The organism is Occallatibacter riparius, assembly GCF_025264625.1.
GTDB lineage: Bacteria > Acidobacteriota > Terriglobia > Terriglobales > Acidobacteriaceae > Telmatobacter > Telmatobacter riparius.
Genome location: NZ_CP093313.1, coordinates 5,558,199 through 5,583,418, shown reverse-complemented (window position 1 = coordinate 5,583,418; position 25,220 = coordinate 5,558,199). Strand labels below are relative to the sequence as shown.

Here is a 25,220-nt window from a genome sequence, read left to right as displayed (position 1 = left end):
TTTGAGTGTACCGAGAGAAATCGCTTCCCAAACACGCGGTTCGAAATGCACAATGTTTCTGTTTTGAAAATCAACCCGAGGAAAGCTATGAACCTGCGCTCGTTGAGCGGGATTGTCCGGAGTCTGCTGTCTGCCGCCATCGTCGTTGGAACTCTGCACAGCGCAACCCTCCTCTGCGCGGCAACCGTCACCGGTCCCGTCGATCTGCGCGTCGACAATCTCACCACTCCCCTCGGCATCGACGACCCCACCCCAAGCTTTTCTTGGCGTCTCGACGACGCCGCCCCGGGCGCCAAGCAGACCGCCTACCAGCTGACTGTGTTCGCCAAACCCGCTACGGTTCCGGGTGACAACGTTCTGGCCTACTGGACCACCGGCCGGGTCGAATCGTCGCAGTCCATGAACATCCGCTATGCCGGACCCGCCCTCCAGCCCTCCGCACGCTACTACTGGAGCGTCACCGTCTATGGGATCGGCGGCAAAGCTTACCCCGCGGCAAAGACCTCCTGGTGGGAAACCGGCCTCATGACCCAGGACGCCTGGAAAGCCGACTGGATCGGCTACGAAACCGCCGAAGAAGCCGCAGTCCGCCACGCCTCAGCCAAATGGATCGCCAGCCCCGAAGCAGAGTCGCTCATCTCCGAGGAGAAGCCTCCCGCAGAATTCCAATACCGCGCGTCCATCCGAATCGACAAGCCCGTAAAGTCCGCCACCCTCTATGCCACCGCACAGGACACTGTGGCCGCCTGGATCAACGGCACGCAGGTGATCGAAGCCTCTCCGTTCCCCGCCTGGCATCAGATGCCGTGGAAGAAATTCGTGCGCGCCGACATCACCGGCAAACTCGCGCAGGGCGACAACATCCTGGCGCTTGAATCCGTTGTCTACGTAGTGCGCCGCAACGGCAAAGACGCGCCGCCGCTCATCGCGACCATTTTCGTGCAGTACGCCGACGGAACTACAGCTACCTTTGCCAGCAGCCAAGCCTGGAAGACCTCAACACATGCAGCCGACGGCTGGCAGCAGAAGTCCTTCGACGACTCGTCATGGAAGTCCGCTGTGGAATTCACGCAATCCCGCGGCGATGAGGCCCCGCTCGGCAACCCGTGGATTCCGGATTCCGTGAAGGCTCTCCGCAGCGACTTCAACCTGAGCAAGCCCGTAAAGTCTGCCCGTCTCTACTCAACGGCTCTTGGCGATTACGAGATGTTCCTCAATGGCAAACGCGTCGGCGAAGACTACTTCGCCCCGGGCTGGACGGACTATCGGGAGCGCGTGGTCTACCAGACGCACGACGTGACTTCTCTATTGGCGCAGGGGAACAACGCCATCGGTGCGCTGCTCGCTCCCGGTTGGTACTCAACGCCCCTGGAATGGTTCCAGCAGCCCAACAACTATGGAGTCACGCCGCCAGCCCTTCGTGCGCAATTGCGAATCGAGTATGGGGATGGCTCGGTTGAGTGGGTTGCAACGAATCGCGATTGGCACGCAGCTTCTTCGTACATCGATCATTCCGAACTCTATGATGGCGAATCACAGGATGGAAGAAAGACACGACTGTGGTCGTTCAAAGAAGTGGAGATGGTGAAATGGCCCTCTGTTGAGGTCATCGAGCCCAAATCCATTGACATCCTCGCCCAGGACTATCAGCCCATTCGCGTCGAACGCGAGATGCACGCCAAAGCCGTGAGCTCGCCGAGCCCCGGCGTCTACATCTACGACTTCGGCCAGAACCTGGCCGGCATCGAAAAGCTCCGCGTCTCCGGCCCGCGCGGCACCGACGTCAAAGTCCGCTTCGCCGAAATCCTCAACGACGACGGCACAATGTATACAGAGAATCTCCGTACCGCCAAGGCCACGGATCATTTCATTCTCGCCGGCACCGGTGTCGAAGAGTTCACCCCGCAGTTCACCTTTCACGGTTTCCGCTATGCCGAGATCACCGGCCTCAAATCAAATCCCGGCAAAGACGCTCTCACCGTCCTCGTCCTCCACACCGACGCGCCGTTCGCCGCGCAGCTCAAGACCGGCAACGACATGATCAACAAGCTCTGGAGCAACATCGTCTGGGGACAGCGCTCCAACTTCGTCGGCATCCCCACCGACTGCCCGCAGCGCGACGAGCGTCTTGGCTGGATGGCCGACGCGCAGGTCTTCTGGCGCACCGCCAGCTACAACATGGACCTCGCCGCCTTCTCGCGCAAGTTCTCTCGCGACATGCGTGGCACTCAATTTAATACTGCGATGTACGGCATCTACGCCCCTGGCACCGGTCAGGAGAACACTGGCTTCGGCCCCGGCTGGTCCGATGCCGGCGTCATCATTCCGTGGACCGCGTGGCTCCAGACCGGCGACACCAGCATCATCGATCAGAACTGGGATGCGATGACGAAATACGTTGCCGCGATCGAAGATGCCAACTCCGATGGCCTCTGGAAGAACAAGGGCGGCACTCCCTTCGGTGACTGGCTCGCTCCCGAAGGTCGCACCAACCAGGTGCTCATCGCCACCGCATCGTGGGCTTACGACGCAGCGCTGCTGCGCGAAATGGCGCACGCCTCCGGCCGCACCGCCGACGAGCAGAAGTACGCCGCCATGTTCGACAAGATCCGCGCAGCCTTCCAGAAGCAGTTCGTCCATGACGACGGCTTCGTCGCCGGCGCGGACAAGGGCCCGAACCCCATGGGCGAGCGCACCCACGACACCGCTGCCGGCATCGGTGACACGCAGACCGGCTATGTCCTCGCACTGCACATGAATCTGCTTCCTGACAATCTCCGCGCCGCGGCGGCGCAGAAGCTCGTCGACAAGATCCAGGCTAATAACGGCCTGCTTGGCACCGGCTTTCTCGGTACGCCATACCTCCTCGAAGAGCTCACCAAGACCGGCCACGCCGACGTCGCCTATCAACTCCTGATGAACACGAAGTACCCGTCCTGGGGCTATCTCATTGAGCACGGCGCAACCACCACGTGGGAGCGCTGGAACGGCGACGAGATGAAGAAGGATCCCAGCATGAACTCCTACAACCACTATGCCTACGGGGCAGTGGCTGACTGGATCTATCGCTACGCAGCGGGCGTTGACGCATCCTCGCTTGACGCCGGTTTCCACACCATCATGCTTCATCCTCAGTTCGACAAGCGCCTAGGCTCCGTGGACTTCACCTACCCATCGAGCTACGGAACGATTCACTCCGCATGGACGGTGCAGGGAACCAAAGCCACGTGGAAGATCACGATCCCTGCGAACACCACGGGCTTCATCAGCAATGCGGAAAAGGGCTCCATCACCAGCACACGCAAATACGACGGATTCATGGAATCGGCCGCCGGCCCTAACGGCGAACCCGGCACTCGCTTGCAACCCGGCACCTACGAGTTCACCGCGGAAGTGAAGTAGAAAGTCTCAACCATAAGATCGGCGGGCTCTGTCCTGCTGCCGATCGCGAGGTCGAATGGCAAACATCGTTGCGGGAATCGGCTGGCATGTAATCGGCGCTGGCATGGCTGCGTCGTTTTACGCGCCCATCGAAAAAGTGAAGAAGTGGTCGTGGGAGACGACGTGGGCCATCGCCGGGCTCTTCTCGTGGATTCTGCTGCCCATCGGCGTCAGCCTCTGCCTGCTTCCCAGCTTCACCGGCTTTTACGCGTCCATCGATCCGCACCTGTTGCTCACGATCGCGCTCTTCGGAGCCATGTGGGGCGTCGGCAACGTGAGCTACGGGCTCACCATGCGCCACCTCGGCATGTCGCTCGGCATCGGCATCGCCATCGGCGTCACGCTCGTCGTCGGCACGCTCGTGCCTCCCATCATGGACGGCAAGGCCAGCATGCTCTTCACCACGCGCGGCGGCCTCTACACCATGGCTGGAGTCTTCGTCGCTCTCATCGGTGTCGCCATCGTCTCCTGGGCAGGACACAAAAAGGAACTCCAACTCAAAGGCCATCTTGAAGAATTCAACGTCGGCCTCGGCCTCCTCCTAGCGGTCATGTGCGGCATCTTTTCATCTGGCATGTCGTTCGCTTTGCACGCGGCCTTGCCCATCCAGGAAGCCGCTAAATCCGTCGGCGTCAATCCGCTCTACGCCATGCTGCCCAGCTACGTATTCATCATGGGTGGCGGCGCCGTCATCAACCTCGCCTACTGCTTTATCCGCCTCGCCGCGGTCCCGCGCCTCTCTCTGCGCGAAGACCTGCGCCAGCCCGGCCCCACGCTGCGGACCAATGCGGCGCTCGCAGCCACCGGCGGCATCATGTGGTACCTGCAATTCTTCTTCTACGCGTGGGGAGAAGCCAACATCCCCGCCAGCATGTCCTACGTGAACTGGATGCTCCACATGAGCATCTACGTCCTCTGCGGCGGCATCGTCGGCCTCGCGCTCGGCGAGTGGGCCGGCATCCGCAGCGGCCTCCTGCGCCTTCTCTGGGTCGGCATCATCATCATCATCATCGCCGCCAACCTGGTCGGCGTCGGCATGGCCTACAGCCAATAGTTGCAGACCCTCCCTCAGGATTTGTCATCCCGAGCGCAGTCGAGGGATCTGCGTTGAAATAGGCATGCACCCTCCACAAGGTGTCATCCCGACAGTCCGCGCGCGTCTTCTTCAGCGGACGGAGGGACCCGCAGTTGTCTTTGGCCAGTCGGAAAGCCATGGCAGCCCTCATTTTCATCCTCTCGCTCATTCGCGCATAAGCAGAAGGCCGGAGCAAACGCCCCGGCCTTCTTCGTTTCACCACGAACACGCCCTAGTTGATCTCCTGCTTCAACGGCAGATTCCGCGACGACCCGCCCACGCTCACCGTGCGCTTCGCCGTCACCGTCACCCACTTCTTGTTCTTGATCGACCAGTACTGCAGCTGCCGTTCCGGCACATGCATTGTCACGGTCTTCGTCTGTCCCGTCCCAATATGCACGCGATCGAACGCAGCCAGTGCGCGTGTCGCAAACTGCACGCCTTCCGGAATCTGGCTCGGCGCGCCGATATACACCTGCGGCACCTCATCCGACGCCACGCTGCCCGTGTTCTTGATCTTCACCGTCACGTCGAGCCCGCCATCTTGCAGCTTGCCCACCTTCAGGTCCGAGTACTCGAACGTCGTATAGCTCAGTCCATGCCCGAACGCGAACAGCGGCTCAATGTTCTCCTTGTCGAACCACCGGTATCCCACGTTCACGCCTTCGCTGTAGATCGTCTTCTTATCCGGCGCCCGCTTGCTGCGCTCGGGGTGCTTCGGATCCGTCGCCGCGTAATCCTCGAGCCGCTTGCCCCAGGTCACCGGCAGCCGTCCCGCGGGACTCGTCTTGCCCAGCAGGATATTGGCCGTTGCCCAGCCGCCTTCATCGCCCGGCCACCACATCTCGAGCACGCCCTTCACCTTGTCCACCCACGGCAGCGCGACTGGCTGGCTCGTATTGAGCACGACCACCGTATTCGGATTCACCGCGGCAATCTCTTCAATCAGCTTGTTCTGGTCGCCCGGCAATCCAAACACCGGCGACAACCGCGTCCACGCAAACACCACTGCCGTCTTCGCATTCTTCGCCGCAGCAATCGCCGCATCGTGATCGCTCTGGCGCTGCTCCGGCGTATACCAGTTCAGCCGCACCTGCACCGGCGCATTCGAAGTATCCGAAGACGTGCTGATCTCAATCGCGTGCTCGCCGGCCTTCAGCTCGATCGAACGCCGCACATTGTCCAAATTGTCCGTGGTCGGAACAACGTTGTCCTGGTTAGCCTGCAGAATGTCCCCGTGCACGCCTCCCTGAAATGCGCCCGTCGCCGCGAACTTCTTGCCGTCGAGTTTCAGGCTTGCATTCGTGCCCATCGCCTGCAGATAGATCCAGTACTCGCCATCCTTCGGCACATTCAGCGTGCCTTTCCACGTCACAGTCGAATTCGGCGGGAGCGCATTGCCGGCCTTCGTCGTGAAGTTCAACTGCGGATCAACCTTCTCCGCTCCGCCGCCCGACCGCGCCAGACCCGGCTTCCCATCGTGGCTCAGCAGATTCGCCGGAATCGTCGTGCCCGTCATGTCATCGGCCACCGCGAACTGAATATCCGCATTGCCCGAAATCTTCCGCATCGCCGCCAGCGGACCCACCTGCCTCTGCGGCAGTCCCACTGAACGCTCGCCGTTGATCCCGATCGAATCCACTTGAGCCGCCGTCGGTCCAATCAGCACAACCGACTCCAGGTCGTTCGACTTCAGCGGAAGCACGTTGCCCTCATTCTTCAGCAGCACCGCCGCGTCCTCACCCGTCTTCTCGATAATCTTGGCATTCGCCTCGATGGCCTGCGGAGTCACCTCGTGCTTGTGCAGCCCATCCATGTAGCCGAAGTGCACAATCTCATACAGCACGCGTCCCGCCGCGCGCGTCACATCGGCTTCCGTAACCGTGCCGTCCTTCAGCGCTTCCGGCATCTTCTTCGGGTCGAGCTTCACGCCCCAGTTGCCGCCACCAAATCCGGCCGGCTTCGGCTCCTCGGGAATATGCCCCCCAAACATGTCGCCAATATCTCCCATCGCACCCGGCGCGGGCGGCGGAGGCACCGGCCTTGAATCGAAGAACGACGGAATCGAAAATCCATGATTGTTTGGATCAGGCTCGCCCGGCATCTCCATATCCAGCCCGGCCTTGATGAAATCCACCGAGTGCACCGCGCCCCAATCCGACGTCACAAATCCCTTGAAACCAAGCTCGTCGCGCAGAATCCCCGTCATCGTGTCCTTGTTGCCGCAAGCGAACACGTCATTCAGCTTGTTATACGAGCACATGATCGACGACACATCCGCCTTCACCGCCGCATCAAACGGCGCCACATACACTTCATGCAGCGTCTGGTCATCGATATACGTGTTCTCGTTATCCGAGTCGTAGCCCACGTAGTGCTTGATCTGCGCCATCACATGCTGCGACTGGATGCCCTTCACCTCGGCCACGCCCATCACGCTCGTCAGGTAAGGATCTTCGCCAAACGTGTTATACCCGCGACCAAACTCAAGATCGCGATCGATATTCACGAACGGCTGCAGGCTCACATCAATGCCGAGCGCGCGATCTTCGCGCCCGATCACCAGCCCGTTGTCCTCAGCGTCTTTCACGCTGAACGTGGCGGCCACGCCCATCGTCGCCGTCTCGCCCTGCGACGGAACCCGGGTCAGCACGCCCGGCGGCCCATCGGCAAATCGCAAGCTGGGAATCTTCAGCCGCGGAATCCCCGCCAGATATCCAGCCTGTCCCTGGTAGACCTTCGGATCTTCCTGCGTCCCGTGAATCAGCGTCAGCTTCTCTTCCAGCGTCATCTGGCTCAGCAGCTTGTCCACGCGCGCATCGCCCGTCACCACCGGAACCGATTGCGCCATCGCTGCCAGCCCCGCCATCAGCACTGCTCCCGCGGCCAATGCGCCGGCGCGTTGCAGCATCTTCTTCGTCGATGAATCCATACCGCCCCCTTGAATCAAAGGGCATGCTCATCGGTCTCCTGAGCCATGCATATGCAGAGACCTTACTCGCTCGTTATAAAACGGTTGAGCAGCCCTTTCCTGATCGGAAAGCAGTGTAGCCGATCGGACTCCAAATCGGTTGTGTCCAAGCTGACAACTGAAAACTACGCCGGCAGCGGCAGATCCCGATCGAACCCCAGGCTCACCAGGTCCCGCCGCAACTGATCGACATTCGTGAACAGCAGCCCCTCAATGCCCAGCTCCCGAGCCGCATCAATGTTCACTTGCTTGTCATCCAGGAACAGAGTCTCCTCCGCCCGCGTCCCCAGCTTCTCCAGCGCATGCCGATAAATCTCCGGAGCAGGCTTCGCCATCCCCAACTGATACGACCACACCAGCGCGTCGAATCCATGAATCCACGCAAACTCGCGCTCAATATGCTCCAGCACCGAGTCGCCCATGTTCGACAGAATTGCCGTCTTGATCCCGCGCGCCTTCAACTGGTCATGCCACGCCAGCATCTGCGGATCGGACGTCGTCCACATCCTCGCATCCAGATGGTTCAACTCATCCAGTTGCTGATCGGTCAACGCAAGCCCGGTTTCCTGTCTGAACTTCTGCCAGAACGTGACCCCGCTCAACTTGCCTTCGTCATACGCGTGCCTGTCCGCCCAGTAGTGCTTCTCGAACTCATCCACCGGCAGCCCCGAGATCCGCACCATGCCCTCATGAGCCGCTTGCACAGGCTGCCCGGTCAACACCATTCCGTAGTCAAAGATCACCGCACGAATGCTCAATACTTCCTCCTCGAGTTATGAATGGGGATGCGCGCCGGCAGCCAAACGCTTCTGAATCCATTCTCCATGATCCCGCCGCCCGGAACGATATTCTGGCAGCGGACCTCACATGCAGTTCTCGCAACGAACCAACTGGAACACCGAAGAAACCGACCTCGCCCGCGCCCATCGCGAGCGTCTCCGCGCCGGCCTGCCCACAATCGACCTCACCGCTTCCAATCCCACTCGCTGCGGATTCGAATACCCCGCAGACCTCCTCGACGCGCTGCGCAATCCCCGCGCCCTCGACTACGACCCCGACCCCCGCGGCATGCTTCTTGCCCGCGAAGCCGTCTCCGCCTACTACGCCGACCACGGCGCGCAGGTCTCGCCCCACCAGGTCATCCTCACCACCAGCACCAGCGAGGCCTACAGCTACCTCTTCCGCCTGCTCTGCGATCCCGGCAGCGAGATCCTCGTCCCCCAGCCCGGCTACCCGCTCTTCGACTTCCTCGCCGCCCTCGACGACGTGCGCCTCCAAACCGCGCCGCTCGTCTACGACCACGGCTGGCAAATCGACCCCGAAGGCTTCCGCCGCGCCATCACTCCCGCCACCCGCGCCATCGTCCTCGTCCATCCCAACAACCCCACCGGCCACTTCACTCGAACCTGGGAGGCAAGGGAACTGGCCGCCCTCTGCCGCGAACACAACCTCTCCCTCATCGTCGACGAGGTCTTCCTCGACTACCCCTTCGATCCAGCCAACCGCCCCGCGACGTTCGCCGCCGGCCTCGAAGGCGTCCCCGTCTTCGTCGTCTCCGGACTCAGCAAGATCTGCGGCCTTCCCCAAATGAAAGCCGCCTGGATCGTCGCCACCGGTCCCGAGCGCACCGCCGCACTCGACCGCCTCGAAGTCATCGCCGACACGTTCCTATCCATGAATGCGCCCGTGCAGACCGCCCTCCCCGCCTGGCTTGCTGGTCGCGCGACCATTCAGCAGCAGATCCTCGCCCGTGTCACCGCGAACCTGGCCGAGTTAGACCGCCAACTCGCCGGTGATCGCATCGTCCGCCGGCTCATTGTCGAAGGAGGATGGTACGCGGTGCTCCGCATCGCCGCAGTGCAGCCAGATGAAGTCACAGTCCGTCGCCTCCTCGACCTCGGCGTCTGGATCCATCCCGGCCACTTCTTCGGCCTGCCGCCGTCGGGCTGGCTTGTCCTCAGCCTGCTCACTCCCGAACCCGACTTTCGTAAGGGAGTGAACACGTTACTAACTATTTAGGAACGAATCAAAGGGCTAACAATACAAGCGGGCTGGTTTAAGTGTTAATTGAACTCGTTGGCGTAAGTAGCTGATTCAAAGGTTAATGTTCTCTTCTGGTGCGAATATGGGTGTGTTATCAGGTGAGACGCTGATCAATGACCCACCGGGCCACGCGTCGGAGGGTTGCGCTTTCGCATTTTCCAGATGCGTGTGTCCAAGCTGGCGAAGAAAAACCAACGTCATGTACCATAAGTGCCCCATTTCCGCTACACTCCTGCTATCGGAGCTACATCAATGGCTAAGGGTGTAAGGGGTTCTGTGCCTAGTGGCGGTCTCGGGCAAGACGCACAGGAAGAGATGACAGTCTTCGTACTCCGCATTAAGGGAAGCGGAGACACGATGCGCAAGGGGTTTGACGCGCTCAATCATGCCGTTGCCGCACTCGGCACTGGGCAGACCGTGGTCACCACAGTGAAGCGCCTACCTGGTGCACAAGGCAAGGTTGAATTGCCTGAAGACCCGGAGTTGGAAACCGAACAAGCGGATGAGGAAGACGCGGCGGTCACCATCGACGCCCCGGCAGCCTCAGGCAACGGCAAGCCACGGTCCATTTCAAAACCGAAGTTCATGGACACGTTTGATTTGTCCGTGAGTGACAAGCCTTGGAAGGAATTTGCGGCCCAATACTCGCCCAAAAGCGACAATGAGAGGTATCTGCTCGCGGCCCTTTGGGTGACGGAAAATGCAGGGACACCTGAGTTTTCTACAAACCACATTTTCACTTTGTTCAGAGCTGTCAAGTGGAATGAGCAGGTTGATTTTTCTCAGCCCATCCGCTACATGAAGAGCAAGAACAGCTATTTCGAGCACCCGAGCGCCAAGACATGGAAGCTGACGCAAATTGGTCTGGACGCGGCGCGTGCCGTATCAAAGGCAGGACCTCAATAGCTGACTTATGCTACTAGCGGACTTCAAGCAGATGGTCCCCGGATTCTCGCAAAAGGGTCATCCCGAGAAAATCAAGCTGTTCGGGTGGTACCTCCACGTCCACGTAGGGAAAGATACCTTCTCTCCGGCTGACGTGAAAAAGTGTTACGACACGCTGCATGAGATTCCCCCGTCTTCGTTCAGCGGGTATTTCAAGAACCTTGTCGATCAAAAGCAACTCATCAAGAACAGTTCCGGCTACAGGCTTGCTGGTGAAGTTCGGGATCACTTGGCGGCAGCATATACTCCGAGTGGTCACAAAGTACAAGTGACAGCTATCTTGCGTGACCTTCCCGCAAAAGTGCCGGACCTCGCAGAGCGCACTTTCCTTGATGAGACACTGATCTGCTATGAGCACGGGGCATTCCGAGCTACTGTAGTGATGGCTTGGAACCTCACATATCACCACCTCTGCGATTACGTCATCAAGCACCGCCTAGCTGACTTCAACGCACGATGGTTGGTGAAATATCCGGGTCATCATAAGAGCGGCACACGGACAGTCAGCGTGATTGATGACTTCATGCAAGAGTTGAAAGAGTCTGAAGTCATCACGATCTGCAAGGACGCGGGCATCATCACCAAGGATGTGTTCAAGATCATGGATGAGAAGCTAGGAAAGCGAAACTCCGCCGCGCATCCGTCCAGCGTGAGCATAGGACAACTCCAAACTGATGCGCTGATAGTTGACCTAGTGGATAACGTGGTGCTCAAGCTGAAATGACCAGCGTTTAGGTTGGAGGTCTGTCCTGATGACAAAGCCCAAGATGGTTCGGTGTGAAGGCAGCGGGCGGAGAGTGGACGGTCCGGATGAACCGGACGGCACCGTCCAGTGCCGCGTTTGCGGTACGAGCTTTTTGCGGATGATGGCCACCACATCGGCCAAGGGCCTGAAAGAGCTTTCAGTTTCCGAACATGAGCGCCGCGCCAATCCGTACCGCCCCAGAGGGACGATGCACCGCACGGCTCCGAGGTCTCGCAGGGACTCCCGCCGCTACTCCGGAAGGCGCTAGTAATCACCGCTTGTTTTAAAGAGCCATGGTTCCGTTTGTGATGGCCTGCATCTTCACCCTCGTCGGTCTTGATTTTGTGTTTTTCACTCCCACGCCCGTACCTCCGCTGAAAGCGGCCGCGCCAACAAGCCATTACTCGCTCATCAATGCCCCGGTCCAAGTGGGGCGGACGCCTGATTCACTCCCACACCTTTTTTGCTCGACCAGCAGAGCGGAGCCCTCTGGCTCATGGTGTGCCAAGTCGACAAGACCGTGCAATTTCGGGGGGTGAAGCGATCCAAGCTCGATGGAACCCAGGAGGAGCCCCCGCCGGATTCCAGCGTAGTGCCTTCGCCGCGACGGCAGGGCGAAACTGACTCCCTACATCCTCGCCCATCCCCCGCGCAAAAACGGATTGCTCTCCCGCTCATCGCCGATGGTGGTGGCCGGTCCATGCCCCGGAATCACGCGCGTGTCATCCGGCAGCGCCAGCAGCCGCGACTCAATCGAGCGGATGATCTGGGCCCCATCACCCCCTGGCAAATCAGTGCGCCCAATGCTTCCGGCAAACAGCGTATCGCCGGCAATCACCATGTTCAGTGGCGCGAAGTGCAGGCAGACCGATCCCTGCGTGTGCCCCGGCGTATGAAGCACCTGCGCAGGAAGAGAAGTGAGTCCGACCGTCATTCCGTCGGTCAGGCTCTCATCCGGCGGGGCGACCTCGGGCGTTGTCACCCCCAGCCAGGCAGCCTGCTTGTCCATCAGGTTGAGTTGGGGTAGGTCATTCTCGTTCAGCAGAATCGGCGCCCCTGTCAGCCGCTTCAGCTTCAGCGCGCCGCCCACATGGTCAATGTGCCCATGCGTAATGAGGATCTGCTTGAGCTTGAGCCCCAGTTCAGTCAGGCGCTTGTGAATCCGTGAGATGTCGTCTCCGGGATCGATGACGATGGCCTCGCCGGCCGCGTCATCGCCGAGAATCGTGCAGTTGCATTGCAGCGGCCCAACCGGAAACGTCTCGAGAATCATAGGTCCATTCTAGGCGACAAAATCATCCACAACTCTGGGGTGCCCCATCCAAGCTCTGCTTGGGTGGGAGAGATAATCCACTCACCGTCCGCCCGTCCTGAACTTTGAACCATCGTGATCACCATCACATACGCAGAATCCCAGACCTCCTACCATAGGAGGGCCTTTTAGAAGGCAGGGAGTAGTGTCTGATCTCCCGAGGCTTGTTCTTGAAATAGCGAACGAGTACTGGCCGCGCACCGCCCAGGAAGGACAGAAGAGGTCGTTAACTAAGCCGTAACTGGGGTTACTAGAAAATTAGCTACCCCTACCCCTGTTTTTACCCCTCCTTTTCTTCGCCTAAAACGCAGTTAAGTAATACACAATAAATAGCTTATACGAATTCCATAAATCATAGGCCTCCTGAAGCCCATCTTCCGAATAGAAGCCCATTTGTACTGCTTGGTAAATACCCCAAAAACCTCTACGGCCCGACGCCAAGCAGCTTCTGGTAATACGCAATCAGCGCCGCGTCCTGCGCCTTCGAAGACAGCGTCTTCACGTTTCCAGCCGTGATCGTAGTCCCAACCTTCCATCCCTCAGCCGACTTGAAACCCCTCATCATGTTGGCCCACTTCGCCGCATCGTCCGTCCAAGACACCGTCGAATCGCCTCCATTGATCTTCTCCGTCAGCACACGATTCATATCCGCGATGTACTCTTCCGGACTCCGGTTCTTGTCCTTGGGATTGTTCCCCAGGTGAGTCTTGATGTAGTTCAGAATGGTCCCCGCCGGCTTCACGCGCTCCTTCAGATCCGCGCTCGCATCATCCTCCGTGAAATAGATAGCGAAGTGGTGCGGGCCTTTTCCCCAGTGAAACGAGCTGATCGCCCGCTTCGTCAACGCCGTGTAGTCGAAGTTGCTGGGATTGTTGCCGAGCCAGGTCGAAGTCCTGAAGTCGCTCGCAATCCCGCTGGCAAAGTAGCTGCGTATGCCATCCGTGTGGCAAACCCACGTGTTGCCTCCCGGATCCTCGCCCCAGTCGCCCGGCCGCGCCATAGCCGTGCCACCAGACTTGTCGCGTGACTGCGAAAGCGTCGGATTCGTCCCTGGATCGCCTTTCGTCGGATTGCGCAGCTTCCTGGTCGGAGCCGCATCCCACGCAGCTCTGAGCCGTGTTCGCTCAGCGACGGTGAGGCTGTCGCCCGGACCTGCCTCGCGCGCATCCGGCGGCAGAATATCGATGCCAAGAACGGTGTACGAGTTCTGCTTCCCCTCATCACCGGAGCTCCCGCTGCCATCGTCGAAAAGCTGCTCGACGACCTTCAGCAGGACCGCCATGTCCATCGCCTTGAGCTTGTCGAGCGCGCCCTTCTCATCGTTCCCCGGCCGCACCATTTGCTCGATCTTGTTGGTCAGTGCGCCGATATCCGCCTCCGCCTCTTCACGCTGAATCAGCGGCGGAGCGGCCGACACCGCACCCGACAGCGCACCCGGCTCCACCATCCGCATCACCCGATCCGCAACCTGGTCTGCCTCCTGCTCGAACGCATCGCCCGGCGTGTTGATCTCCAGCTTGGTCTGAATCGCAGGCGCCGCCTGCTCAGGAGCTGCATCCGGCGCAGCCGATTCCGAATCCGCGCTCTGCTTCCCGGGATTGGGCTGCGCCGGTGCCGTCTTCGGAACACCCGAGCAGTCTTTCTTGTCAGGCTTGAGTGTGGTGATATCGGCGCCGAACGTTCCTTGGCAATCCTTCGGCACCAGCCCGGCGGCCATCATGCCGCTCGTGTCCACATAGGTGCGCCCACGCGAGATGATCTTGCGTGTGCCGCCCTGCCAGGTGATACACCACCACACCTCATCGGAGAAGCCTTCAACGCACACCTGGAACGCGCTGCTCAAATCGGCCATCAGCGAGTTGCCGATGCCGGCGTGGCAGCCATAGAGCACGATCTTCGCGCCCGCTGCGAAGCGGTCGCGCACCGCCGTGATGTCAGCCATCTTCGCCTTGATCCCAGCGGAGTCGATCACGCCGCCGCCCGTGAACGTGACGTTCGCCGGATTCGTTGTGATGGTCCCGCTCAGCGAAATCAGATCTGTTGTGGCGTGGCCGATGATGCCGAGCGAGGTGATGGAGCCCGTTCCCTTGGCCTTGATGGCTTTGATCAGATCGTCGAACGTCGGAGCGCCGGAGCCGCCTCCGGAACTGCTCGCCGTGGCCGAAAAGTCGATCGTTGCCGGATACCAGGTTCCGGCTTCAGAGCTGCGTGTCTCCGTGGCGTCGTCGGAGTACGGGCGTTTGTAGTCGCTGCCGTAGATGAGGTCGCGCTGCAGCCGGCGGGCCACGGGCCCGGAGTTTTGCTGCAGCACGTGAGTCAGCTCGTGCGCCAGCAGGCGGCGGCCTTTTGCGGTGTCGGGTGCGTAGTGTCCGGTGGCGAAGACGATGTCGCGGCCGACGGTGTAGGCGGAAGCGCCGACGGCGCGGGCCGAGTCTGACGGCTGAGCGCCGGTGTGGATGCGGACCTGGTCGAAGCTGCTTCCGAAGCGAGGCTCCATGAAGGCGCGCGTCGCAGGATCGAGAGGCTGGCCGGAGCCGGCCAATGCTTCATGAACCGAGGGCGGAGCCGTGGCTGGGCGGGCCTGTTCTGCGCCGCTTTCCTTGCGCTGGACTGCGGCTTCTTCCTCCTCGCAGTGGGCGCACTTGCGACTCACCTGCAGAGCAGCGGCTTGTGGCAGGAGGCTGCGCTGGAGGATGGGATTGCCCGCGGCGAGGCGGCGCAATGCTGCGCGGTTGCCGAAGTAGGCGGGGGAAGGCTGGGCCCGCGCGGATTCGGGCGTGGCGGCGCGGGTCTGCTCCGGTGTGGCGGTCGTCTGTGTCTGGGCCTGCTGGCTCGCCCGTTCCATTCGATCCCCAGTCGACTTGATGGAGGTCCTTGATCTTTGGTACCTTCCGCCCGCCCGGGCCGTCAATGGATTTCTTTGCTGAGGCTCTTCGCGGTCTGTTTACTTAATAGTAAATATGTGTGTTACGGTTGTCTCCCTGTGGTGGCTCTTCTGGAGGGGCCTTCGCTTTATTTCGTATTGTTTACGGCGGTGGGAGGGGGAGGGGTGTCCTATTCGTCTGGTTACTGGTGCCTGCCCTGCGTCGTTCTTCCGGGGCGATGGAATAGGGAACCATGGGGGGGGGAGGGGGGTACCCCTTCTCGTCTTCCCGCGGCTCCGTTTGTCCGGGTAGCGTCGGGTTTCTGCTGGTCGCCAGATACCATGCCGCCCGGGGGGAGGGGGTGGGGGGCCTTGGAACGGGGGAGGGAGATCACGGTTGAGGGTCTCCGTGCCTCTCCCGGGGGGCATTCTTCTGAGGCGAAGAAACAGGGCAGAAAGCGGGGGGGGAGGGGGTACCCTCTTCGGGTCTTCCCGTGGCCCCTTTGATCCCGGTGCCGGCTGGTTTCTGGTGATTGCCGGATATGCCGCCATGCCACATGGGCGCCCCCGGGGGAGGGGGGTGGGTGTGAAGGCCGCTCCCTTTCGGAGGGGGAGGGGGTGGGGGGTAGGTTTTCAAGGGGCCGTGGTGGCCTGGATCTGGAGCCGCTCCTGGGAGCGGAGGGAGGGAGGGTGTTTTCAGAGAAAGCACATCCCCTCGTCCGGCGCTGTCGCCGGAAGATCAGTATGGCGGAACTGCGGGGCGGGTTCTGTGTCAGCCGTCACGATGTGATGTTTACGGTGGACATAGGCGGGTGAGGCTGTGGGAAATCCGGACGAGGGGGAGGGGTGGTCTTTCATGAGTAGGGTGACTTCCCGTCCGTCCCCGAGTTTCCCTGATTTGCTGGAGCGACTGTCGGTGTGTCCCCGGGTTCGATAACGCGGACCCTGGTCGATATGAGCATCCCTCCTAGCTCTCCATCCGGGAGACCTGGGGCACCCGCCGTGTTGATAACTCACTTCGAGAGACTGCCGCCCGCCCTGGTTGGCGTGCGAGCATTCCGGTAGGGCCCGGGCGAACCCCGACTTACGCGGCCCGGTGAGGGCTGTGGAAAACCATCCCTAGGTTTCCTAGGTTTTAGAGACATTCAATTGATGGTTGCCGTATACTCCGATAACTCTCAGTTTTGGCGACACTCAAGATCCAAGGAGCGTCAAAGTGTCACAAGGGACAGAGACCTCAACCGACCATGCGGCCGTAGTGGATCGCGTACTATCCATGAAATTGATAGGAGGGGTGATCCTCCTAGTTCTACTCTGCTTCCTCGCATTCTGGGCCCTACCTTCAGCATGGCTTCCGATCGCAGGTTCAGGTTGGTTGGCGATGCTTGGAGCTGCCATAGCTCTCGTTGGGAAGACCTTTATCACCGACATGGTTGATGGGAAGCTCAACGTCTACAAGATGGGCAACGACATGTGCGCGATGGCGATGGGGACTTCTCTCGCCACTCTGGTGAGTTGGGCCGGATCGTCATCAGCGGGGCACGAGTCCCACAATGTCATCCTGATGGTATTCATTGGATTAGCCCTAATCTCGACCGGAAGTGTCTGTATTGCCGGCAAAAACTACTCTGCGCTTCAAAGAGCGCCTTCGTCACCACAGGCAAGTCTTCTGGTGAAGGTGAATGCAGCTCTGGGTACGTTAGCTATAGTCTTCAACCTTTTGATGTATGCCCTCAAGTCCATTGACCATCTTGCGTGGATGCACTCATGATCATTGTGCTCGCATTCGTTTGTGTGATCCTTGGCGTTCCTATCGCGTGGGAGTATAAGCGGAACCCTGCCGAGAACACCATCACAGAGACAGTTCGCGAGATTCGCCAGGTCGTGATCGAGCCGCTTCAAACGCGCATTGAGTCTCTAAGGCCGCAACTCGGGATCTGGGATATCGTGAAAAGGCTGCTGAAATGGCTGGCAGATATGTTGACAATTTTCATCGAAAAGTTATTTAAAGATTAGGCGGGTCGCCACCCATGCAGTCGGATACTTTCAGCCGTTCAATGCCGCCGCGCTGGCCGGCCTACTGCTCAATCTCTCTCCAAATGCTCCTGGCGCGCGCGTCCAGCGTTCGCAGGATTACTCGGCGATCTTCAACCGAAAAATCATTGAACCGCGCCCTTTGAAAGACTGTGAGAAAAAAATTCGAAATCTCCACGCAGCGCTCGACCAGGCTAGTCAGCCTTGCAGCCAGATCTTCTTCGTAGACGATCTTTTCCAATGCTGTGCGCATCTCTAGGTCAGAGACCTTGCGGCCGTGGATGCCAGCTGAAAGTTCGGAATAGAGGTTTCTTAGTCGGTCGAGTGCTGCGAACTTTACCTCCGTCTTCCTAAAATCTGGATGGACTTTGGTGTAGTCCATAAGCTCTTCGACGCTTACGTACCATTTCTCCTCAATGTTCATTCGGGTGAATTCGACAGGATGATCTGAAAAGTACACGTGTCGCAAGGTGTTTTCTATAATCCCCCGCATCAATAGCTTCGGAGTCTTGGAATACCCAGAGAATACTTGGGGCAGAATCTGAAGAGCGTCGGAGGCAATCTCTTCGATGAAGACAGACGCATTCTCTGGAAGCCGCCCGAGCCTAAACCGCCACAGGATCAAGCTGTGTGTCGCACGATGTATCTTCTTTGCGTTTTCGAGCGTGGTGGGACTTAGCGCAGCGCTCATAATGCCGCGTTCCTGCAGGTAGCGGACTACATTTTCAAAATCAGCTGTTAAAGCAGGAATCGGGCGTCGTGCCATCTCAAAATTCGATCCCCTTGATGATCTTCTCCCATTTGGTGAAGAAACTCTTTCGGTCCGCCGCCTTCTCGGGCGTAGAAACCATAGCCTCGCGCATAGAAGTTTCCAAACCTTGCCGGGTCTTTTTGTCTCTGGTTTCGAGATATTCTATGATTCTCGATGCTATGTCGCCCCGAGACATCTTGTCATAGCGATAATGGCTCATGCCGGGAAGGATTCTGGCAGCAAACTCTGAAAGGTCTGAATTCGAGGGGAACAATCGCTTGTCCCTTAGCATGTCAAACAAGTGCATCGATTCAGATCCGGCTTTGGAAAATCTCCTCGAACTCAGCCGCGCAGTCTCGGAGACCACCTCTGTATCGGCTCGTTCGGCGAACCTCAAGTACTCATCTATAAGCGGGACGAAGGCTCGAAAATCCTTTGAAGCAACGCTCCTGAAGTCCACAAGGTCTTCTTTGGAGTAGCCCGCGGGGACTTCCATCACCTTGCGCAGGAAATTCAGTAAGCTTTGATGTCTACGATCCTGAAGCAAATCAGACTCCTGCCGTGCGTTCAACTAGTTCGTTTGTGATGCCTAGAATCTGCGCCGATGCCTTGGCATTTCTGTTGTACCTAAAGACTGGCTCGTGATGCGCAACCGATTTCGCCACGTCGGTAGCCTGGCTGAGGATATCCCGGAATACCTCGTCTTTTCGAGTAGCGCGGACCTCTTCCATGGCCTCACGCATGGCTGCAGGAAGTGGACCGCGAACAAGCGTGAACACTAGCCCAACAGGCTCTATCTTCATGCCAGCATCATCAGTGTATTCCTCTAGCCAGCGTTCTAGAAGCGGCAGTCCGACCACGGAAAGGGGATCAGGTTTCAGTGGCACCAGATATTTGTCGCTCGCGAGAATCGCAGCTTGAGTGAAGATTGATATCGTTGGCGGGCAATCGATGATTACATAATCGTACCCCGTCGCCTTCTCCTTAAGATAGCTCTTCAGCTTCGATTCAGTGCCCCGCTTCGACGTCTCAATCTCGATGAGGGACAGTGTCGATGGAATCAGGTCCAGTTTGCCTCGCCCGGCTCCCCCATCAAATATGGTGCAGGTACATGAGTTCAAGCTCATCTTGCTTTTGTCGACCGTTTTAGCTAGGCCAGTCACGGTGTTAACGCCTGCTGCCTTTCGCGGAACGAAAATCTCCTTCAACGTTCCCTTTTTGGGATCGTTTATGTGCTGAAGGTATGCTTTGGTCGACATGAGGTACTGAGAAGCGTTGAATTGAGGATCGCCATCAACGATTAGCACCTTTCTCTTGTGGAAGTACGCAAGTGCGTAGGCTACGTTTACGGAGAGTGTGGTTTTGCCCACCCCGCCCTTCATGTTCATAAACGAGATCACCTGCATGTGTGACACGCTCCGGTCCCAGCCTGATGCATTAGGAGAATTCTCTGCGGATTATAAAGCGGGAGGACTCCGTTCTCCACATGAAAAAAGAGCGAGAGTTCGAGTGACCGTTGTGAAATATCAGCCGGCTAGGGCTTCTTCGCTCTGGGGGGCGGGGACGTTGCTGACTCTGGCGATTTTGGCGCCTACTGCTCTTAGCTTCTCTTCTATGCGCTCGTAGCCGCGGTCCATGTGGTAGACGCGGTCTAATACGGATTGGCCGTCGGCGACCAGGGCGGCTAACACGAGCGATGCGCTGGCGCGCAGGTCGCTGCACATGACATTGGTGGCGGAGAGGCGCGACTTACCGCGGACGGTGGCGGTGCGTCCTTCTACGCGTATGTTGGCGCCCATGCGCGCTAACTCCTGCACGTGCATGAAGCGGTTTTCGAAGATATTTTCTTTGACGATGGAGACGCCGTCGGCCTGGGTGGCGAGGGCCATGTATTGTGCCTGCATGTCGGTGGGGAAGCCGGGGTACTCCTCGGTGGAGATGTCGGCGGCCTGGAGGGGGCTGCTGGTGCTTCGCACTCGAACGGCTTCGCGGCCGAGGGTGTCGACGCGGACGCCGACCTCTTGCAGCTTGGCGATGAGCGCGCCGAGGTGCGAGATGTTGCAGTCGGCGACGATGAGGTCGCCGGCGGTGATGGCTCCGGCGATGAGGAAGGTTCCGGCTTCGATGCGATCGGGGAAGATGCGGTGGCGCGCGCCGGAGAGCGAGGTGACTCCCTGGACGCGGATGGTGGAGGTTCCGGCGCCGTGGATGCGCGCGCCCATGGCGGTGAGGAGCGCGGCGAGGTCGATGACTTCAGGCTCGCGGGCGCAGTTCTCCATGACGGTTTCGCCGTCGGCGAGGACGGCGGCCATGAGGAGGTCTTCAGTGCCCGTGACGGTGATTTTGTCGAAGACGATGTGCGCGCCGCGGAGGCGGTCGGCGCGGGCTTCGATGTATCCGTGCTGGGTGGTGATGGCGGCGCCCATCTTCTCAAGGCCTTTGAGGTGGAGGTCGATGGGGCGGCCTCCGATGGCGCATCCGCCAGGCATGGCGACGCGGGCGAGGCCGGTGCGGGCGACGAGAGGTCCAAGCACGAGCGAGGAGGCGCGCATGGTCTTGACGATTTCGTACTTGGCGACGGGGTCAGAGAGCGTGGCGCAGCGGATGCGCGTGCGGCGGATGTCGCCGTCGTCCCATAGCTCGACTTCAGCGCCCATGGAGGCGAGGAGCTTGCGCTCGGTGTCGATGTCGCGGACCTGGGGGATGTTTTCGAGGATGACGTCGCCCTCAGTGAGGATGGCGGCGGCCATGCAGGGGAGTGCGGAGTTCTTCGCGCCGGAGACGTGGATGGTTCCGGTGAGCGGACGGCCGCCGGTGATGAGGAATTTGTCCATGAATGCTGGGGTGCTCCGTTAAGAACAGTTTAAAGGCAGGGACACGAGGGACAAAGGGACAGAGGGACACGGGGGACATGAGGGACACGGGGTTTGGCGCGCAACTTGTGGGGTGGGGGTGGGTTTTAGGGGAACAAGAGGACGCAGCGGAGAGAAAGCTGGTCCTCAACGGAGGAGTAGGAATTATGGTTTCGAAGAAACTAGCGGTGGTGTTGGGTGTGATGATGTCGGCGGGTATGCTTGTGGCGCAGACGTCGGGAACGCAGGCGGGATCGACTACGGATGCGCAGGCGAGCACGGGGTCGGCGCAGGCGGGCGGTGTGAAGGGACGGCATCATGAGATGAATCCCGATAAGGCTGCGGAACGGCTGGGGAAGAAGCTGAATCTGAGCGCGGACCAGGTGGCGCAGATCAAGCCGATTCTGGCGGACCAGAAGCAGCAGCTGGGTGCGCTTAGGGCGGATACTTCGCTGACTAAGGAAGACAGGCACGCGAAGGCGAAGGGGATCATGCAGGACAGCCGTACGAAGCTTGAAGCGGTGATGAACGACCAGCAGAAGCAGCAGTTCGAACAGATGCTGGCCGAGCGCAAGGCGAAGCGGCAGAGCAAGAACGAGAAGCCGCAGGGGCAGTAACCACCTGCGGTGGGGCCAACTGCGGCTTCGCCGCCGGATGAGCAGTTCGACTCATAAAGATAGAGAAAGCTATATCGGTCGAGCAGGAGGAGCCGGGTGAGAGCCCGGCTCTTTGTGTGTTTGCGCGCGGGTGCTGGTGGGGTCGGGTATGCTCGGGAGCGATGAGTTATGACGTGATTGTGCTGGGGCTGGGGGCGATGGGGAGCGCGGCGGCGTATCACCTGGCCGCGCGCGGAGTACGCGTGCTGGGGATCGAGCAGTTTATGCCGGCGCATGATCATGGGTCGTCGCATGGCGGGTCGAGGATTATTCGGCAGGCGTATTTTGAGAGCGCGGATTACATTCCGCTGGTGCTGCGTGCGTATGAGCTGTGGCGAAAGCTGGAGCGAGATGCGGGGGCGCGGCTGCTGCATGTTACGGGCGGGATGACATTGGGTTCGCGGCACGGTGAGTTGGTGCGACGGACGATGGCGGCGGCGCGGGAACATGCGATTCCGTTTGAGGTGCTGGAGGGCGCAGAGATCGCAGAGAGATTTCCGGCGGTGCGGCCGCTGACGGGGGATGTGGCGGTGGTCGAGCCGCATGCGGGGTATCTGCTGCCGGAGGAGTGTATCCGCGCGCATCTGAAGATGGCGGAGCGGGCTGGAGCGGAGTTGCATTTCGAGGAACGAGCCATTGCGTGGAGCGGAGCAGGACACGGTGTTGAGGTGAGAACATCGCGGGGGACATATAGCGCGGGGCACCTGGTGATTGCGGCGGGGCCGTGGGCGGAGTCGGAGCTGGCGGGGGTGTTTCCGCTGCGCGTGACGCGGCAGGTGATGGCGTGGATTCAGCCGCGCGGAGGTGTGACGGATTTTGTGCCGGAGAGGTTTCCGGTGTGGCTGGCGGAGGATCCCGAGGGCGGCGCGGTGACTTATGGATTTCCGGCGATTGATGGCGAGGGCGGCGGAGTGAAGGCGGCGATTCACGGCAGCGATGTTGTGTGTACGCCGGAGACAATTGACCGCGAGATTCATGCGGCGGATCTGAAGAGGATTGTCGAACGCGTGAAGGTGCGGATGCCTGCACTGGATGGAGAAGTGCTGCGCGCGAAGACATGCATGTATACGAAGACGCCGGATGAGAATTTCGTGATTGGGTCGCATCCGCATGTGCCGAACTGCACGGTGGCGTGCGGGTTTTCAGGGCATGGGTTCAAGTTCTCGAGCGTGGTGGGTGAGGTGCTGGCGGATCTGGCTGTGAGGGGAAAGACTGATTTGCCGGTGGGTATTTTCGATCCGGAAAGGTTTGAAGGCAGGGATTAGGGATTAGGGAATAGGGGTTAAGAAAGGCAAAGCAGATTCCCTCCGGAACGACAGAAGAAATTCAAGAGCAAAAGCAAGAACAGAATTGAGGTTTGGGGTCATCGCGGCCCCATACGTGAAGTGGGGCCGCGAGTCTGTTGGAGTTGTGGGGTCTGCCTGCCGGGTGCAGACTACGGGAAGACCGCGAAGAGGTCGCTGAGGTCGCGGCCGTAGGCTGCGTAGCGGATGTAGGGGTAGACACCGAAGATCTCCTGCAATGTCCGGAGCATAGCCGAGTGTGTGTAGTAGAGGCCGTTGGAGTAGTGATTGCCCTTGGCGTAAGGCGAGAGGAGGATCATGGGAATGGGTCCGTCGCCGGTTTGCGCCTCGTCCCACACAATAAAGAGCGCGCCTCCGCTGCGGTAAGCGGTGGAGTTGAGGATCGCGGGGACGTGCTCCTTCAGCCATGTATCGCCGTGCGCGATGCTGTTGCCGCCGCAGGCATCGTGCATGTCGTCGCAGAGGTTGGGCGAGATGAAGTTGAAGCGCGCTACGGTGTTGTTGGCGAGATCGGTGTCGAATTGTGAGAACGGGCGAATGTGGTTGATGCAGTTCGTCGACTTGGTGTTTAAGTTGTTAGTCACGTCGTCGAAGTAGACGAAAGGATCGTGTTTCGGCTGGTAGAGGCGGTTGCCGTTGGAATCGTATGAACCTTCCGGGCTTAGAGGGCAATCGGTGCCGCTGATATTTTCCTCGTACGCTCGCCAGGAGATGCCCGCCTTTTGAAGCAGCGTGGTGAGGTGGTTGGTGGTGGATTGGGGATGCTGGTAGGGAGAGCCGTCATCCCACACGCCGAGAGTGTCACCGGCGTCGAGCCAGAGATAGTTGGGCAGGCTGGGATGGATACCGGGCGGGTTGTTGTAGTCGCGGGCGAATGAGGCCTGCGGGATGAGTGTGTAGTTGATGTAGGGTGCTTCAGGATTGCCGGCGATGTTGTTGGAGGCAGAGCTGCCGGTCCAGTTGTGGTTCTCCATCACGATAACGAAGACGTTCTTGATGTGATGAACTGTCTGCGCGTTGAGAGTGCTGGGGAGAGTGAGAGTGAGTGCAACGAACAGCAAAAGCTGACGACAGAGATTCTTTGATGGGTTGCGCATGAGCGCTCCTTTCGATGGTTTGGGGGATAGAACCCCATCGAACGAGGGCTGGCCCGACGAATCTGTTCTGCTGTCAGTCTAAATGGCTGGAATCGGGAATGTAGTAGCTAGAAGAGCACCGAAGGATACCAGGCTCCGCGAGGTTCATTGTAGAGACCCGTGGTCATCAGCGTCAGAGGCTGTGTGATTCGGAGTCCGTTGGAGAGGCACCAGCGGAGCAGTTCGGTGTTGCGGTTGGGGATGAGGATGCCGGGGCCGCCGTAGGTGTCGGCTGAGGCGAGCAGCGCTTTGAGGTCCTGATTGGACTCGCATGTGGCGTGGCCGAAGAACGCAAGGTTGCTGGCGTATCCGGTGATGCGGCCGCCACGCTCGACGACACGCGCGGTGCCGTGCTCGATCGATTGTGCAAGATCGACGCCGCGATCGAATCCGTGAATCTGCGTGGAGAGCGCATTGCACGCAGCAGGGTCAGAGGCGACGGCGGGGCGAACTTCGCATCCAGCGATGGTGCGCGTGCGGGGAGTGCCCTGCACGCAACTGAGTGGCTCGCGGACATCAAAGCCGAGCGAGGCATAGAGCGACAGCGAACGATTGTGGGAGGCGGCCTGGACGAGGCGAATGCCGGCGGCGCTTTGGAAGTGTGCGCGATCGATAACGGCTTGCATGAGCTTGCGGCCGACGCCGGAATTCTGCGTGGCGGGATCGACGGTGATGGGGCCGATGCCCATGATGATGGAGCGCTCATCGAGCACATTGCTGCCGATAATGCGGCCCTCGACTTCAGCGACGACTGCATGAAAGCCCGGCGCACTGAACATCATGGTTAGGACGCCGATGGCGTGCTCGACATTGGGGAAGTCGCAGGGGAAGTTGTGGCGGGCATTGATGGCAGAGAAGGCGTCGTAGCAGATGCGTCCGCAGGTGGCGGCATCGGCGGGCGTGGCTGGGCGTACGAGGACTTCAGTCTGTGTGGATGCGGGCATGGGTGGGGCCTCCGGGGTGGAGTGAGTATAGCGAAGGACAGGGAATAGGGACTAGGGAGTAGGGAATAGAAAGACAGGGATCAGGGACAAGGGACAAACCGGAAGTTAGAAGAGAGGTACGTCGTACCGGCTGAAAGAACAGTCTCGG

The 25,220-nt window shown here is 59.7% G+C and carries 19 protein-coding genes; 9 read left to right on the top strand and 10 right to left on the bottom strand.

The window, feature by feature from the left end; all coding sequences use genetic code 11:
• Nucleotides 1–87: 87 nt before the first annotated feature.
• On the top strand, nucleotides 88–3,402 hold the full coding sequence (locus MOP44_RS22865; protein WP_260792721.1) for an alpha-L-rhamnosidase: 3,315 nt from the start codon (nucleotides 88–90) through the stop codon (nucleotides 3,400–3,402).
• Between the two features lie 55 nt (nucleotides 3,403–3,457).
• Nucleotides 3,458–4,495, top strand: coding sequence for an L-rhamnose/proton symporter RhaT (gene rhaT, locus MOP44_RS22860; RefSeq protein ID WP_260792720.1), 1,038 nt, complete (start codon nucleotides 3,458–3,460; stop codon nucleotides 4,493–4,495).
• 253 nt (nucleotides 4,496–4,748) lie between these two features.
• Here rhaT and MOP44_RS22855 read toward each other — a convergent pair whose 3' ends face one another.
• On the bottom strand, nucleotides 4,749–7,448 hold the full coding sequence (locus tag MOP44_RS22855) for a beta-glucosidase (protein WP_260792719.1): 2,700 nt from the start codon (nucleotides 7,446–7,448) through the stop codon (nucleotides 4,749–4,751).
• Between the two features lie 164 nt (nucleotides 7,449–7,612).
• Nucleotides 7,613–8,245: an HAD family hydrolase gene (locus MOP44_RS22850; protein WP_260792718.1), complete on the bottom strand. Its 633-nt coding sequence runs from the start codon at nucleotides 8,243–8,245 to the stop codon at nucleotides 7,613–7,615.
• Between the two features lie 109 nt (nucleotides 8,246–8,354).
• Here MOP44_RS22850 and MOP44_RS22845 point away from each other — a divergent pair, with 109 nt between their 5' ends.
• From MOP44_RS22845 to MOP44_RS22835, 3 genes are all read left to right on the top strand, one after another.
• Complete coding sequence (locus MOP44_RS22845; protein WP_260792717.1) at nucleotides 8,355–9,506, top strand: pyridoxal phosphate-dependent aminotransferase; 1,152 nt, start codon at nucleotides 8,355–8,357, stop codon at nucleotides 9,504–9,506.
• Between the two features lie 381 nt (nucleotides 9,507–9,887).
• Nucleotides 9,888–10,436, top strand: a complete 549-nt coding sequence (locus tag MOP44_RS22840; RefSeq protein WP_260792716.1) for a hypothetical protein — start codon at nucleotides 9,888–9,890, stop codon at nucleotides 10,434–10,436.
• Between the two features lie 7 nt (nucleotides 10,437–10,443).
• Nucleotides 10,444–11,199: a hypothetical protein gene (locus tag MOP44_RS22835; RefSeq protein ID WP_260792715.1), complete on the top strand. Its 756-nt coding sequence runs from the start codon at nucleotides 10,444–10,446 to the stop codon at nucleotides 11,197–11,199.
• Nucleotides 11,200–11,848: 649 nt separating this feature from the next.
• On the opposite strand, the gene MOP44_RS22830 is transcribed toward MOP44_RS22835, so the two are convergent.
• Both MOP44_RS22830 and MOP44_RS22825 read right to left on the bottom strand, forming a co-directional pair.
• On the bottom strand, nucleotides 11,849–12,493 hold the full coding sequence (locus MOP44_RS22830) for an MBL fold metallo-hydrolase (RefSeq protein ID WP_260792714.1): 645 nt from the start codon (nucleotides 12,491–12,493) through the stop codon (nucleotides 11,849–11,851).
• Between the two features lie 463 nt (nucleotides 12,494–12,956).
• Entirely contained in the window at nucleotides 12,957–15,377 is a 2,421-nt protein-coding gene (locus MOP44_RS22825) for an eCIS core domain-containing protein (RefSeq protein ID WP_260792713.1), read from the bottom strand.
• A 1,294-nt stretch (nucleotides 15,378–16,671) separates the two neighbouring features.
• On the opposite strand from MOP44_RS22825, the gene MOP44_RS22820 reads away from it, so the two are divergent.
• The gene (locus MOP44_RS22820; protein ID WP_260792712.1) at nucleotides 16,672–17,166 is read left to right on the top strand and encodes a hypothetical protein; all 495 of its coding nucleotides are present in this window, start codon (nucleotides 16,672–16,674) and stop codon (nucleotides 17,164–17,166) included.
• A complete protein-coding gene (locus MOP44_RS22815; protein WP_260792711.1) occupies nucleotides 17,163–17,411 on the top strand; it encodes a hypothetical protein in 249 nt (82 codons plus the stop codon). Before MOP44_RS22820 ends, MOP44_RS22815 begins: the two co-directional genes overlap by 4 nt.
• 61 nt (nucleotides 17,412–17,472) lie before the next feature.
• On the opposite strand, the gene MOP44_RS22810 is transcribed toward MOP44_RS22815, so the two are convergent.
• The 4 genes from MOP44_RS22810 to murA all read right to left on the bottom strand — a co-directional run bounded on the left by MOP44_RS22810 (nucleotide 17,473) and on the right by murA (nucleotide 21,014).
• On the bottom strand, nucleotides 17,473–18,195 hold the full coding sequence (locus MOP44_RS22810) for a hypothetical protein (RefSeq protein ID WP_260792710.1): 723 nt from the start codon (nucleotides 18,193–18,195) through the stop codon (nucleotides 17,473–17,475).
• Nucleotide 18,196: 1 nt separating this feature from the next.
• Nucleotides 18,197–18,676, bottom strand: a complete 480-nt coding sequence (locus MOP44_RS22805) for a hypothetical protein (protein ID WP_260792709.1) — start codon at nucleotides 18,674–18,676, stop codon at nucleotides 18,197–18,199.
• 52 nt (nucleotides 18,677–18,728) lie between these two features.
• Complete coding sequence (locus MOP44_RS22800) at nucleotides 18,729–19,586, bottom strand: ParA family protein (RefSeq protein ID WP_260792708.1); 858 nt, start codon at nucleotides 19,584–19,586, stop codon at nucleotides 18,729–18,731.
• A 120-nt stretch (nucleotides 19,587–19,706) separates the two neighbouring features.
• Nucleotides 19,707–21,014, bottom strand: a complete 1,308-nt coding sequence (gene murA / locus MOP44_RS22795) for a UDP-N-acetylglucosamine 1-carboxyvinyltransferase (protein WP_260792707.1) — start codon at nucleotides 21,012–21,014, stop codon at nucleotides 19,707–19,709.
• Between the two features lie 185 nt (nucleotides 21,015–21,199).
• Between murA and MOP44_RS22790 the strand changes: the two genes are divergently transcribed.
• Nucleotides 21,200–21,649: a hypothetical protein gene (locus MOP44_RS22790; protein WP_260792706.1), complete on the top strand. Its 450-nt coding sequence runs from the start codon at nucleotides 21,200–21,202 to the stop codon at nucleotides 21,647–21,649.
• Nucleotides 21,650–21,810: 161 nt separating this feature from the next.
• Nucleotides 21,811–22,953, top strand: a complete 1,143-nt coding sequence (gene solA / locus MOP44_RS22785) for an N-methyl-L-tryptophan oxidase (RefSeq protein ID WP_260792705.1) — start codon at nucleotides 21,811–21,813, stop codon at nucleotides 22,951–22,953.
• Nucleotides 22,954–23,123: 170 nt separating this feature from the next.
• On the opposite strand, the gene MOP44_RS22780 is transcribed toward solA, so the two are convergent.
• Nucleotides 23,124–24,089 (bottom strand): alkaline phosphatase family protein, encoded by a 966-nt coding sequence (locus MOP44_RS22780; protein WP_260792704.1) that lies wholly within the window; start codon nucleotides 24,087–24,089, stop codon nucleotides 23,124–23,126.
• Nucleotides 24,090–24,196: 107 nt separating this feature from the next.
• Nucleotides 24,197–25,072, bottom strand: coding sequence for a GNAT family N-acetyltransferase (locus MOP44_RS22775; protein WP_260792703.1), 876 nt, complete (start codon nucleotides 25,070–25,072; stop codon nucleotides 24,197–24,199).
• Nucleotides 25,073–25,220 lie beyond the last annotated feature (148 nt).